Genomic DNA, 12,660 nt, shown 5'->3' on the forward strand with positions numbered 1-12,660 from the left:
GGCGGACGCGGCTCTTCCGCCAACTCATGCTGTGCGGAGGGCTCGTGGGCGCCGTCGTATCGGCCGCGGTGTGGCTCGTCCTTGTGATACCAGGGTGGGCATGACCTCTCACCAGAACCAGAACCAGAACCAGAACCAGAACCAGAACCAGGGTCGTGACCAGGACCCGCGCGTCGCCCCGCCGAAGCTCGGTGGCGAACGCGAGACGCTGCGTGCCTTCCTCGACTACCAGCGGGCGACCCTCGCCATGAAGTGCGCGGGCCTGACCGACGACGAACTGCGTCGGCAGTCCATGTCACCGTCCACGCTCTCCCTGCTCGGCCTCGTGCGCCACCTGGCCGAGGTCGAACGCGCCTGGTTCCGCCGGTCGTTCGAGGACCCGGACGTGCCCCTGGTGTGGTCCGACGAGATCGACTTCCAGGCCGCGTACGACGCGAGCGAAGCCACCCGCGCCGAGGCCTTCGCCGCCTGGGAGGCCGAGGTCGAGACCTCCCGCCGGATCGAGCGCGCCGCCGACTCCCTCGATGTGGCCGGATATCAGCCACGGTGGGGCGAGAAGGTCTCCCTGCGGATGGTGATGGTCCACGTCCTGCTCGAGTACGGCCGCCACAACGGCCACGCCGACTTCCTGCGGGAAGGCGTCGACGGAACAGTCGGCGCCTGAACTTCAGCCGGGATACGAGAGGTCGGCCAACGGCCCGCAATTACCGAGCCGTTGGCCGGCGGCCCGAACAACCGGCGCCGCCGTCGCTATGCCATTCACACGTCCAATGCAAGCCGCTCATAGGCGAGTTGGGCCGACCACCGCACCACAAGTCGTTCGTACTCCGCGCGCTGTTCCCCGGACAAACTCGCCGAGCCCTGCGGCCACAACGCGCGAATCTCCGCATTGAGCTCGGCGGCGGAGCGCGTGCGATCAAGAGGGTCGTAAAGGGGGGACATACGGCCGACCCTAGGCCGCTGGTCCGACACTCCGTAGTCATCCGGACACACGGCATATGCCGACCGTTCCGTGCCGTCGGTGAATTCCCCGGGACTTCCGCGACCGCTGCTGGTCCTCACCGAAAATGCCCAACAAGACTGTGCTGTCCGGGAGTTGTGAACACTTCCCATTCCCCGGGCTATTCCGGCGGGCGTCGTGCCCGCCCCCGCGCGAATCCCTCACCAGGAACGAGCTCTAAGGTGTGCCCTGATCTGACGGTGCCCGGGGCTCCTGCCGGACGGTCACCGTGAATTTTTTTCCGCACCCGCGTGAACGCGGGACGAGAGGCGTCGTGGTTTTCCCGGCACGGTGGAACGGGCAAGCCACAGTGGGCCAAGAGAAGAGGGGGAACCGTGATCATCTGGATCAACGGTGCGTTCGGTGCGGGCAAGTCCGCTGCCGCACACGACCTTGTCGAACTGATCCCGAACAGCACGCTCTTCGACCCCGAGGTCATCGGCCGCGGGCTGCGCCATCTGTTGCCCCAGAAGCATCTGGACGAAGTGAGCGACTTTCAGGACCTGGCGATCTGGCGGCGACTCGTCGTCGACACCGCCGCTGCCCTGCTCCACGAGGTCGGCGGTGTCCTCGTCGTCCCCATGACCCTGCTCCGCCAGGAGTACCGCGACGAGATCTTCGGCGGCCTCGCCGCCCGCCGCATCGCCGTACGCCACGTACTGCTCACCCCGGCCGAAACGATCCTGCGCGCACGCATAGCCGACCGCCCCGCCCCCGACCCCGAGTCCGTACCGGATGCCGGGGACGTGGAGGAGCGGGTCCGCCAGTGGGCGTACGACCACATCGAGCCGTACCGGGCGGCGCTGGCCGATTGGCTCACGGGCGACGCCCATCCCGTCGACACGAGTGCCCTCTCCCCGTACGAGACGGCCGAGCGGATCGCCGAGGCTGTGCGCAGCGGGGACGGGGGGCTGTGCGACATCGTGCAGACCCCGGAGCCCACCGCCGAGACTCTCGCCTCGGGCGTGCTGCTCTTCGACGAGCAGGAGCGGGTGCTGCTCGTCGACCCCACGTACAAGGCCGGCTGGGAGTTCCCGGGCGGCGTCGTCGAGTCCGGTGAGGCGCCCGCGGCGGCGGGGGTGCGCGAGGTCGCCGAGGAGACCGGCATCCGACTCGACCGGGTGCCGAGCCTGTTGCTGATCGACTGGGAGGCCCCGCAGCCTCCGGGGTACGGCGGGATGCGGCTGCTCTTCGACGGCGGACGCCTCGACAGCGCCGCCGCGGAACGCGTTCTGCTGCCCGGCCCGGAGCTCCGCGACTGTCGCTTCGTCACCGAACAGGAGGCGGCGAGCCTCCTGCCCCCGGTGCGTTACGAGCGTCTGCGCTGGGCGCTGCGCGCCAAACGGCAGGGCCGACCGCTGTACCTGGAGGCGGGGATGCCGGTGGGCTGAGTCGAGCGGTGCGAGCCGGGGGTACGAGGGGAGCGGCGCGAGCGGGGGTACGAGGCCAGCGGTCTGAGCGGGAGTGTCAGGGCTCGGGCTTGTGGCCGGGCTCAGTCCTCGTACCTCCTCGCCGCGGCGCGCAGCACCGCCCCCGCGCCCGTGAGCACCGGCTCGCCGTGCCCGAAACAGGCCAACTCCGAGTCGAGCGCGGCCAGTTCGCGGAAGGAGGTCACGGCTCGGGCCCGGTCGACGTTGAAGACACCGAGCATCACCTGCCCGTCCACCGGCGACACGGCGATCGCGCGTCCCCGGTGAACAGCACGCTGTGGCGCGGGAGATGAACGCCGACGCTGCCGTCCGTGTGCCCGGGGGCGCCCACGATCCGCGCGCCGCCGCCGAAGTCCAGTACGTCCCCGTGCTGGACCTCGTCGACGACGCCGGGCCGCCCCACGTCGACTCTCGTACCCTCACCTGCGTTCACGTCCGCCGGGCGGGTGCGCAGCTCGTTCTCGGTCATGCCACGAGCGTAGGAAGCCGCGAGCCGAAAGCACAGGGTCCTCTGCTGTCAGCAGAGGACCCTGTGCTTTCGGCCCGATCGGTGCTTTCGTGGGGCGGGACGACGGTCAGCTCGTCGCGTACTTCTGCAGGAACAGCGCCTCCGTCACCGACAGGCGCTCCAACTCCTCAGGCGAGACGCTCTCGTTGACCGCGTGGATCTGCGCCTGAGGCTCGCTCAGGCCGATCAGCAGGATCTCCGCATCCGGGTAGAGGGAGCTCAGCGTGTTGCACAGCGGGATCGAGCCGCCCTGCCCGGCGTACTGCATCTCCTCACCCGGGTACGCGATCCGCATGGCCTCGGCCATCGCCGCGTACGCCGGGCTCTTGGTGTCCGCGCGGAACGGCTGGCCCTGCCCGATCTGCTCGGTGCGGACCCGGGCGCCCCACGGCGTGCGCGCCTCCAGGTGCGTGCGAAGCAGCTTCGTCGCCTCGGCGGCGTCCACGCCCGGCGGCACCCGCAGGCTGATCAGCGCCCGCGCGCCCGCCTGCACCGAAGGCGTCGCGCCGACCACCGGCGGGCAGTCGATGCCGAGCACGGTGACCGCGGGGCGCGCCCAGATCCGGTCGGCGACGGTGCCGCCGCCGATCAGCTCCACCCCGTCGAGGACCTTCGCGTCCTTGCGGAAGTCGCCCTCCCCGTACTGCAGTCCGTCCCACACCTGCTCGCCGTCCAGGCCGTCCACGGTCGTCGAACCGTCCTCGCCCCGCAGCGAGTCCAACACCCGCACCAGCGCCGCCAACGCGTCCGGTGCGGCCCCGCCGAACTGGCCGGAGTGCAGATTGCCCTCCAGGGTGTCCACCTCGACGCGCACGAGCGTCATGCCGCGCAGCGTCGACGTCACGGTGGGCAGCCCCACACGGAAGTTGCCGCTGTCCCCGATCACGATCGAGTCGGCCTTCAGGAGCTCCGGGTGAGCCTCCGCGTACCGCTCAAGACCGCCCGTGCCCTGCTCCTCGGAGCCCTCCGCGATGAACTTGACGTTCACCGGCACCCCGCCGTCCGCCTTCAGGGCGCGCAGCGCGAGCAGATGCATGACGACGCCGCCCTTGCAGTCCGCCGCGCCCCGCCCGTACCAGCGCCCGTCCCGCTCGACCAGCTCGAACGGCGGCGTCGCCCAGGCCGCCTCGTCCAGGGGAGGCTGCACGTCGTAGTGCGCGTACAGCAGCACCGTCGGCGCGCCCTCGGGGCCGGGCAGGAAGCCGTACACCGACTGCGTGCCGTCAGGGGTGTCGAGCAGCGCCACGTCCTGGAAGCCCTCCGAGCGCAGCGCGTCCGCGACCCAGTTCGCGGCGGCCTCGCTCTCGGCCTTCGGGAACTGCGCGAAATCCGCCACCGACTTGAACGCCACGAGCTCGGCCAGCTCCTGCTGCGCGCGCGGCATGAGAGAGGCGACGGTTTCGGCGATCTGCTGCGACGGCATGGGCACGCTCCTTGTGGGTGCGACGTTGTGTACGTAGACGTTGTGTACGTATGGGTGCGTGTGCGCACTTCGAATACCGGGCCGATCTTCCCACAGGCCGGTGTGATCGACGCCCGCCGTAGGATGCCGTGGACAGCGGCGGAAGACAGCTGGATCGGAGCAGCAGCCCATCGTGAGCAGCGAGAACTCGAGCGAGAAGCCGGCCGACGAGCGGCGGGACCAGCCGGGCACGGAACCGGACGGCACGACCCCCGAGGAGGTGCGATCGCCCGAGGCGGACCGGGCCGCGGAGTCGGCGCACGACGTGTGGGACGTGATCGTCGTCGGCGCGGGCCCCGCCGGAGCGTCCGCCGCATACGCGGCAGCCGTCGCCGGGCGCCGTGTGCTCCTCCTGGAGAAGGCCGAACTGCCCCGGTACAAGACCTGCGGCGGCGGCATCATCGGCCCCTCGCGCGACTCCCTGCCGCCCGGCTTCGAACTGCCCCTGCGCGACCGGGTGCACGCCGTCACGTTCACCCTCGACGGCAAGTACGCGCGCACCCGCCGCGCGAAGCAGATGCTCTTCGGCCTCATCAACCGGCCCGAGTTCGACAAGCAGCTCGTCGAGGCCGCCCAGAAGGCCGGCGCCGAACTCCGCACCGGCGCCACCGTCTCCCGCGTGGAGCAGCACGGCCCCGCGGTGCCCGACCGGCGCACCGCTGCGGTCGTCCTCTCCGGCGGCGAGACCCTCCTCGCGCACGCCGTGGTCGGCGCCGACGGCAGCGCGAGCCGGATAGGCGCCCACGTCGGCGTGAAGCTCGACCAGGTCGACCTCGGCCTGGAGGCGGAGATCCCCGTTCCGGAAACCGTTGCCGAGGACTGGAAGGGCCGCGTACTCATCGACTGGGGCCCCATGCCCGGCAGTTACGGCTGGGTCTTCCCCAAGGGCGACACCCTCACCGTCGGCGTGATCTCCGCGCGCGGCGAAGGCGCCGCCACCAAGCGGTACTTGGAGGACTTCATCGCCCGCCTCGGCCTCGCCGGTTTCGAGCCGAGCATCTCCTCCGGCCATCTCACGCGCTGCCGCAGCGAGGACTCGCCGCTCTCCCGCGGCCGCGTCCTGGTGTGCGGCGACGCGGCGGGCCTCCTGGAGCCGTGGACCCGCGAGGGCATCTCGTACGCGCTGCGCTCCGGCCGGCTCGCGGGGGAGTGGGCGGTCCGGGTCGCCGAATCGCACGACGCGGTCGACGCCCGCAGGCAGGCCCTCAACTACGCGTTCGCCGTACGGGCGGGCCTCGGCATGGAGATGAGCCTCGGCCGTCGCCTGCTGAACGTCTTCGAACGCCGCCCGGGACTTCTGCACGCCGCCCTCACCGGCTTCCGCCCCGCGTGGAACGCCTTCGCGAAGATCACCCGCGGCTCGACCTCCCTCCCCGAGATCGTCCGCAGCCACCCGGTGGCCCGGCGTGCGCTCTCCGCCCTCGACCGCGAGGAGAAGCAGGGGGAGCGGGAGGCTTCGCCTGAGCCACAGTCGGAGTCGGCGCAGGCGTAAGCGCAAGTGGGGCGGCCCCTCCTCCCACCGCCCCTCGCGCTGCGGCGTTGCCGGTGCTGTGCCTCTCCCGCCGTCGAGGCCGCCACTGCGCCTGTCTGGGGCGACGCGCAGGGCACCGCGTCGACCCCGGCTCCGGCCACCCGCCTCTCGCTGCCGGTGCTGCGGCCGGCTCGCGTGCGGCCGACGGCACCGCGTCCGGAAGGGGGAGCCGCGTTGCAGCGGAGGAAGGCAGCGAGGCGGCAGGAAGGGGGGCGCCCGCAGTGCCCTGGTGTCAACTGCCGCCCGTCCGCAGCCCGTTGAGCCGTGCCGAATTCCGCCGGACTTCGTCGGACCCCGCTCAGCCCGGCCAAGCTCGTCCGAGCCCGTCGAGGCCCCTCAGTCCTGGACGCTGATCCGGAACACCGGGTGGTCCGCCGCAGCGGCGAGCAGCTCCGCGTCGTCGGACTTCGCCGTGACGCCCTGGAAGTAGCCGTTGACCTCCCAGCCCCAGCGCTCCAGGTAACCGCGCAGAATCTCGACCTTCGCCCCGTCGTCGGCGAGTTCGGCAGCCGTGAAGCGACGCACCCTGCGGCCCACGCGCAGCTCGCCCCCGCCCGCAGCGCGCATATTGCGCACCCACTGCGAATGCCCCCGCGCCGAGACCAGGTACTGCTCACCGCCGTGGCGGTACGGGTTCACCGGCAGGCGCAGTAGCTTCCCGCTCTTACGGCCCACGACGGACAGCTCGGCCGAACCCGCAACGCTGACCCCGTGCCGGGCGAGCCAGCCGATCAGGCGATTCAGCCGCGTGGCGACGGCGCCGGCGCGCAGGTAGTAGGGACGCGCGGGGTGAGCCGGAGTTGAGGAAGTCATCGCAGGATCCGTTCTCGTCTCGAAACACAGCGAAAGTGTGAGCACTGCTCTCTCTTGTGAGCAGTGTTCCACGGCCGCGCCCCGCAAAGCAAGAGCAGTGCTCTCTTTTCAGAGCGCTGATCTCTAACCGGAGCATCGCTCTCCATTCGGAGCGCTGCTCTGACACACTGCCCCCATGACGAGCAGCGAGACGAGCAAGAAGAGCGGCGACAGCGCGACCAAGACCCGCACCGGCGAAGCCAAACCGCTGGGTGCGCGGGCGCGGGCCCGAGCCGAGGTCACCGCCGCGATCAAGGACGAGGCCCGGCGGCAGCTAGCGGACGAGGGCGCGGCCAAGCTGTCCCTGCGTGCCGTGGCCCGCGAGCTCGGCATGGTCTCCTCGGCGCTCTACCGCTACTTCCCGAGCCGGGACGACCTGCTCACGGCACTGATCGTCGACGCGTACGACTCCCTCGGCGCCGCCGCCGAGACCGCGCACGCCCGTGCCGTACGCGCGGAGGCGAAGCCGCGGGAGCGGTGGGTGGCGGTGTGCCGGGCGGTGCGAGAGTGGGCGTTGGCGCATCCGCACGAGTACGCGCTGATCTACGGTTCGCCGGTGCCCGGCTATACCGCGCCGCAGACCACCGTCGGCCCGGCGTCGCGGGTCGGGCTGCTGCTCATCACGATCGTCAGGGAGGCCGTGCAAGGGCCCGGTGTGCATGTGCCGCGCATGGACGAGGCGCTGCGGGACGAGGCCGAGCGGCTGGCGGCCGATCTGGCGCCGGACCTGCCGCCCGCCGTGGTCGCGGCGCTGGTGGCCGCGTGGTCGCAGCTGTTCGGCCTGGTGTCGTTCGAGGTGTTCGGCCAGTTCAACCGGATCGTGGAGGACCGCCCGGTGTTCTTCGAGCACGCGGTGTCCCAACTGGCCCTGGGCGTAGGCCTGATGGACGACTGACACCCACAGCCCGCCGGACGCGCCCCAACCCCCGCCGTAGCCACCCCCGTACTCCCCAGGAAGTACGCCAGGTCACCGCGCACGGCGGACGTCGGGCCGCGGGGCTGCGGTCTAGCGTGGCCGGTATGGATGAGCAGCACAGCGCAGGGGTGGGGCGGCCGGGGCCGTGGCGGCATGCGGGACCGCCCGGACCGCGGCGCTGGGACGACGGCGACGGCGGCGACGGCGAAGGCGAAGGCGGCGAGGAGGCGGACCGGAACCGGCTGCCGTGGGTCTCGACCCTGTTCGTCACCGTGTTCCTGCAGGTCGGATCGGGTTTCGCCGAGCAAGGACAGCTCGCGGACCGGGTGCAGCTCGACGGCTTCGGGCGGGTCGTGCTGTTCTTCGCGGGCGCGATCCTGCTGCTGCGGTACCGCTTCCCGGCGGCCGTGGCCTTCGCCGCGTCGACGCTCACGCTGCTGTATCTCGGGGCGGGGTACCCGTACGGACCGGTCTTCCTGAGCGCCGCGCTCGCCTGCTTCGCGGCGGTCGTCGCAGGGCACAGGCGCGCGGCCTGGGGCGCGCTCGGAATGCTCTGGGCCGGGCATCTGCTGATCTCGCACTGGCTGTACGCATGGCTGCCCCCGGACGGTGACCGAGCCGCGCCCTGGGGGCAGGAACTCCTGGCCGTGGCCTGGGTGGTGGCGATCCTCGCCCTGTCGGAGCTGGTGCGCGCCCGCCGCGAACAGTGGGCCAAGGAGCGCGCCGAACGGCAGCAGGCCGCCAAGCGCCGTGCCGACGAGGAGCGGCTGCGGATCGCCCGGGAGCTGCACGACGTGCTCGCGCACTCCATCTCCGTGATCAACGTCCAGGCGGGCGTGGGACTCGCGCTCCTCGACTCCGACCCGGAACAGGCGCGTACGGCGCTGACCACCATCAAGTCGGCCAGCAAGGAGGCGCTCGGCGAGGTGCGGCAGGTGCTCGACACCCTGCGTACGCCCGGGGACGCGCCCCGCGCGCCGGCGCCCGGCCTGGACCGGCTGCCCGAGCTGGTCGAGCAGGCGGCAAGCGCCGGCCTCACCGTCGAAGTCGCCCGCGAGGAACGGCAGACGAAGCTGGCGCCCGGTGCGGATCTGGCGGCGTTCCGGATCGTGCAGGAGGCGCTCACCAACGTCGTACGCCACTCCGGCTCGCGCCGTGCGACCGTACGGGTGCGCTCCACCGAAGCGGCCGTGGAGCTCACCGTCGACGACGAAGGGCCCGCGACCCGCACCGACGCGGGCGGCAGCGGCAACGGCCTCGCCGGAATGCGGGAGCGGGCCGCGGCCCTGGGTGGCACGATCGAGGCGGGCCCGCGCCCGGACGGCGGTTTCCGGGTACGGGCCGTACTGCCGCAGCGTCCTGAGGGGAAGACGACGTGATCCGCGTACTGCTCGCCGACGACCAGGTGCTCGTACGAGCCGGGTTCAAAGCGCTGCTCGACGCCCAGTCGGACATCGAGGTCGCGGGGGAGGCGGCCGACGGCGCGGAAGCGGTGCGCCTGGTGCGCGAACTGCGCCCGGACGTCGTCCTGATGGACATCCGCATGCCGCAGCTCGACGGCCTCGCCGCGACCCGCGCCGTCACCGAGGACCCGGACCTGGAGAAGGTCAAGGTGGTCATGCTCACCACCTTCGAGCTGGACGAGTACGTCTTCGAGGCGATCCGCTCCGGCGCCTCCGGCTTCCTCGTGAAGGACACCGAACCGGCCGAACTGCTGCGCGCGGTACGGGCGGTGGTGCACGGCGACGCGCTGCTCTCGCCGGGGGTGACCAGACGCCTCATCGGCGAGTTCGCGGCCCGCTCCAAGGAACCGGCCGCCGCGGACGCGCTCGCCGAACTCACGGAGCGGGAGCGGGAGGTGATGGCCCTCGTCGGCATCGGCCTGTCCAACGAGGAGATCGCCCGCCGCCTGGTCGTCAGCCCGCTCACCGCGAAGACGCACGTCAGCCGCACGATGGTGAAGCTCGGTGCCCGCGACCGCGCCCAACTCGTCGTCCTCGCCTACGAGTCGGGCCTGGTGCGGCCGGGCTGGCTGGGCTGAGGAACAGGGCACGACGCCGCTCCCGACGGACCGGGCAGGTCCACCGGGAGCGGCGAGCGGTGAGCGGCGATACGCGGCCTCAGTCCCGCACCGCCACCCGCTCCCGCTCCGCCTCGGCGGCAGCCGTGACAGGACCAGGGGCAGGCGTAGAGGCAGAGGCAGGGCCGGACTGTGCGACCACCACGGACTTCCCCGTACGGGAACCGCCACGCGACGCCCGCAGCCCCGGCAAGGTGATCAGGAACCCGGCGAAGGCGATCACCGCGACCAGCACGAGGCCCGGCCGGAAGCTGTCCAACACCTCCTGCGGGGACGCGTTCGCCGTGTCCGAAGCGGTCACCACGGCGGTGATCACCGCGAGGAAGATCGCACCGCCCACCTGGACCGAGGTGTTGAGAAGGCCCGACACCATGCCCTGCTCGTCGTCGTGAACGCCGTTGGTGGCCTGGATGTTGAGCGACGGGAAGACCAGGGCGCAGGCCGCGCCGATGAGGATCATCGAGGGCAGGATCACCGTCGCGTACTGCGGATCGAGGCTCACCCGCAGGAACAGTACGTACGCGAGGACGAGCAGCGCGAAGCCGACGGCGATGACGCGCGGGGTGCCGAAGCGGTCCACAAGCGAGCCGATCTTCGTCGAGGAGAGCGCGACCAGGGCCCCGGCGGGCAGGAAGGCGAGCGCCGTCTGCAGGGCCGACCAGTCCAGCAGCGTCTGGAAGTACAGCGTCACCATGAACTGGAACGACACATAGCTGCCGAAGAACGTCATCGCGCCGAGGTTGGCCCGGATCTGGCTGCCCGAGCGCAGCACGCCGAGCCGGATCAGCGGGCTCGCACTGCGCCGCTCGATCGCCACGAAGGCGGTGAGGAGCACGGCGACCGCGAGGAACGAGAGCAGCGTGCGGGCCGAGGTCCAGCCGACCTCGGGGGCCTGTACGACGGTGAAGACGAGCAGCAGCATCGAGGCCGTGCCGGTGACGGCGCCCGGGATGTCGTAGCCGCCGCGGTCGTTCTCGCGGGCGCTGTGCGGGATCAGCTTCAGGCCGAAGGCGAGGGCGATCAGGGCGATCGGCGCGGGCAGCAGCATGGTCCAGCGCCAACTGGCCTCCGTGAGCAGGCCGGAGAGGACCAGGCCCATGGAGAATCCGGTCGCGGCGCAGGTGGTGTAGATGGACAGGGCACGGTTGCGTACGGGCCCTTCGGCGAAGGTCGTCGTGATGATGGAGAGCCCGGCGGGCGCGGTGAACGCGGCGCTCAGGCCCTTGATGAAGCGGCTGGCGATGAGCAGCGGACCGGAGTCGACGAGGCCGCCGAGCAGCGAGGCCAGGGCGAAGACGGCCAGGGCGATCAGGAACACGCGCCGCCTGCCGAGCAGGTCGGCGGCCCGGCCGCCGAGGAGCAGCAGCCCGCCGTAGCCCAGGATGTAGCCGCTGACGATCCACTGCAGGGTCGAGGTGGAGAGCGCGAGGTCGGTGGCGATGGACGGCAGGGCGACGCCGACCATCGATACGTCGAGGGCGTCCAGGAACATCGCGGCGCAGAGCACGAACAGCGTGCCCCACAGGCGCGGCGTCCAACGCCCTTCCGACGCAGGGGTGTTGAGCGGAGAGGTCATGCGGAGGACAGTACATGCACATGCATTGAATGCAAGCGCATTTAATGCATGTGCAACAAACCTTTGGTTCTCTGCTAACGTGCGGACATGGCTGTGGAGAAGGCGAACTGCGAACGCGTGGAACAGTGGCGCGAACTTCTGGCCACGCACGCCCGCACCACCTGCGAACTCGACCGTGAACTGCACCAACACGGCCTGGGCGCAAGCGACTTCGAGGTGCTCGACATGCTCGCGGACGCGGACAGTTCGCAGCGCGTGCAGGAGCTGGCCGGGCGGATCCATCTCAGCCAGAGCGCGCTGTCCCGGCTCGTCGCCCGCCTGGAGAAGGACGGCCTCGTGGTGCGCGGCATGTGCTCGTCGGACCGGCGCGGCGTGCAGGTGGCCCTCACCGACAAGGGACGCGAACTGCACGCGCGCGTACGGCCGTTGCAGCGGGCGGTCCTGGAGCGGATGCTCGGCGGGGCCTCGGGCTGAATCGACGGTCGCCCGCCCCAGCTCACCCCCGGGCCGTGCTCAGCCCCAGGTGACCCCCGAGGTCTCCCGCCACAGCCGGGCCAGACCCGGGTCGCCGGTGAGACGCGGGGCGGGCAGCCGGTTCCACAGCGACAGATAGACGCGCGCCGCCGGACCGCTCAACTCGCAGTCCGCCTCACCCCCTTCGTCGCGCGTGGTGACCGGGGCGTCGGGCGAGAGCCGCATGGTCCACACGTCCCCGGTGTCCGTGCCCCGCACCCGCAGCACCGCGGGCTTCTCCGTACGGACCTTGCTGCGTTGACGGGCGTGGAAGCCGCGCAGGAGTTCGTCGACGCCGTCCACGGCGAAGGCGGGCGAGATCGCCACATGGCTGCTGCTCGAACGCGCCGACTCGGCGTCCACCCGGTGCACGGTCGTCTCGTGCGCCTGCCGCCGCGCCCAGAACGCCAGCGGGGACGGCGCGGGCAGGAACGTCCAGCAATCCAGGTCCGCCGGGGCCGAGGCGAGCGCGTCGACGAGGGTCGCGTGCCCGGTGCGGAACCAGTCGAGCAGCGCCGTCCCGTCGAGGTCGGGGAGGCCGCCGTCGGGATGCGGCGAGGTGTGGCCCTCGACCACGTACGCGGTGGCCCAGCGGTGCACCATGCCGGTGTGCCGCAGCAGGTCACGGACCTGCCAGCCGGGGCAGGTGGCCACGGCCGCGCCGGGCCCCGCCTCCTCGGCCGCGTGCGCCAGCAACCGGCCTTCCCGGTCCAGGACTTGGACGTGCTCGACAGTCTTCATGGCCAGATCATGCCCCCGGTTCGGCGGGCTAGACGGTGCGGTCCCGCGTTC

At 71.5% G+C, this 12,660-nt stretch carries 12 protein-coding genes and 1 pseudogene; 7 read left to right on the forward strand and 6 right to left on the reverse strand.

The genetic code is table 11. The features are described from left to right. The first annotated feature begins 100 nt into the window (after window positions 1–100). Window positions 101–664: a DinB family protein gene (locus tag QIS96_RS12880; RefSeq protein ID WP_282542650.1), complete on the forward strand. Its 564-nt coding sequence runs from the start codon at window positions 101–103 to the stop codon at window positions 662–664. A gap of 95 nt (window positions 665–759) precedes the next feature. Here QIS96_RS12880 and QIS96_RS12885 read toward each other — a convergent pair whose 3' ends face one another. Continuing rightward, the gene (locus tag QIS96_RS12885; RefSeq protein WP_282542651.1) at window positions 760–942 is read right to left on the reverse strand and encodes a hypothetical protein; all 183 of its coding nucleotides are present in this window, start codon (window positions 940–942) and stop codon (window positions 760–762) included. A gap of 393 nt (window positions 943–1,335) precedes the next feature. On the opposite strand from QIS96_RS12885, the gene QIS96_RS12890 reads away from it, so the two are divergent. Next, window positions 1,336–2,391 (forward strand): NUDIX hydrolase, encoded by a 1,056-nt coding sequence (locus tag QIS96_RS12890; protein ID WP_282542652.1) that lies wholly within the window; start codon window positions 1,336–1,338, stop codon window positions 2,389–2,391. Window positions 2,392–2,492: 101 nt separating this feature from the next. Here QIS96_RS12890 and QIS96_RS12895 read toward each other — a convergent pair. Next, window positions 2,493–2,827: pseudogene (locus tag QIS96_RS12895) on the reverse strand (MBL fold metallo-hydrolase); the annotation flags it as partial. Window positions 2,828–3,005: 178 nt separating this feature from the next. After that, a complete protein-coding gene (locus tag QIS96_RS12900; RefSeq protein WP_282542653.1) occupies window positions 3,006–4,361 on the reverse strand; it encodes a dipeptidase in 1,356 nt (451 codons plus the stop codon). Between the two features lie 259 nt (window positions 4,362–4,620). Between QIS96_RS12900 and QIS96_RS12905 the strand changes: the two genes are divergently transcribed. Beyond that, window positions 4,621–5,892, forward strand: coding sequence for a geranylgeranyl reductase family protein (locus QIS96_RS12905; RefSeq protein WP_282542721.1), 1,272 nt, complete (start codon window positions 4,621–4,623; stop codon window positions 5,890–5,892). A gap of 375 nt (window positions 5,893–6,267) precedes the next feature. On the opposite strand, the gene QIS96_RS12910 is transcribed toward QIS96_RS12905, so the two are convergent. Next, window positions 6,268–6,744 (reverse strand): nitroreductase family deazaflavin-dependent oxidoreductase, encoded by a 477-nt coding sequence (locus QIS96_RS12910; RefSeq protein ID WP_282542654.1) that lies wholly within the window; start codon window positions 6,742–6,744, stop codon window positions 6,268–6,270. A gap of 175 nt (window positions 6,745–6,919) precedes the next feature. Between QIS96_RS12910 and QIS96_RS12915 the strand changes: the two genes are divergently transcribed. The 3 genes from QIS96_RS12915 (at window position 6,920) to QIS96_RS12925 (ending at window position 9,740) form a co-directional block, all read left to right on the forward strand. Next, complete coding sequence (locus tag QIS96_RS12915) at window positions 6,920–7,678, forward strand: TetR/AcrR family transcriptional regulator (protein WP_282542655.1); 759 nt, start codon at window positions 6,920–6,922, stop codon at window positions 7,676–7,678. Between the two features lie 125 nt (window positions 7,679–7,803). Further along, complete coding sequence (locus QIS96_RS12920; protein WP_282542656.1) at window positions 7,804–9,078, forward strand: sensor histidine kinase; 1,275 nt, start codon at window positions 7,804–7,806, stop codon at window positions 9,076–9,078. Continuing rightward, window positions 9,075–9,740, forward strand: a complete 666-nt coding sequence (locus tag QIS96_RS12925; RefSeq protein WP_282542657.1) for a response regulator transcription factor — start codon at window positions 9,075–9,077, stop codon at window positions 9,738–9,740. Before QIS96_RS12920 ends, QIS96_RS12925 begins: the two co-directional genes overlap by 4 nt. 79 nt (window positions 9,741–9,819) lie before the next feature. Here QIS96_RS12925 and QIS96_RS12930 read toward each other — a convergent pair whose 3' ends face one another. After that, window positions 9,820–11,355, reverse strand: coding sequence for an MFS transporter (locus QIS96_RS12930; protein ID WP_282542658.1), 1,536 nt, complete (start codon window positions 11,353–11,355; stop codon window positions 9,820–9,822). A gap of 87 nt (window positions 11,356–11,442) precedes the next feature. Here QIS96_RS12930 and QIS96_RS12935 point away from each other — a divergent pair, with 87 nt between their 5' ends. Continuing rightward, window positions 11,443–11,829 (forward strand): MarR family winged helix-turn-helix transcriptional regulator, encoded by a 387-nt coding sequence (locus QIS96_RS12935; protein ID WP_282542659.1) that lies wholly within the window; start codon window positions 11,443–11,445, stop codon window positions 11,827–11,829. Between the two features lie 39 nt (window positions 11,830–11,868). Here the strand turns inward: QIS96_RS12935 and QIS96_RS12940 are convergent, their stop codons facing one another. Continuing rightward, window positions 11,869–12,609: a maleylpyruvate isomerase family mycothiol-dependent enzyme gene (locus QIS96_RS12940; RefSeq protein WP_282542660.1), complete on the reverse strand. Its 741-nt coding sequence runs from the start codon at window positions 12,607–12,609 to the stop codon at window positions 11,869–11,871. Between the last annotated feature and the right edge of the window lie 51 nt (window positions 12,610–12,660).

Origin of the sequence: Streptomyces cavernicola (assembly GCF_029968035.1) — a bacterium.
Lineage (GTDB): Bacteria > Actinomycetota > Actinomycetes > Streptomycetales > Streptomycetaceae > Streptomyces > Streptomyces cavernicola.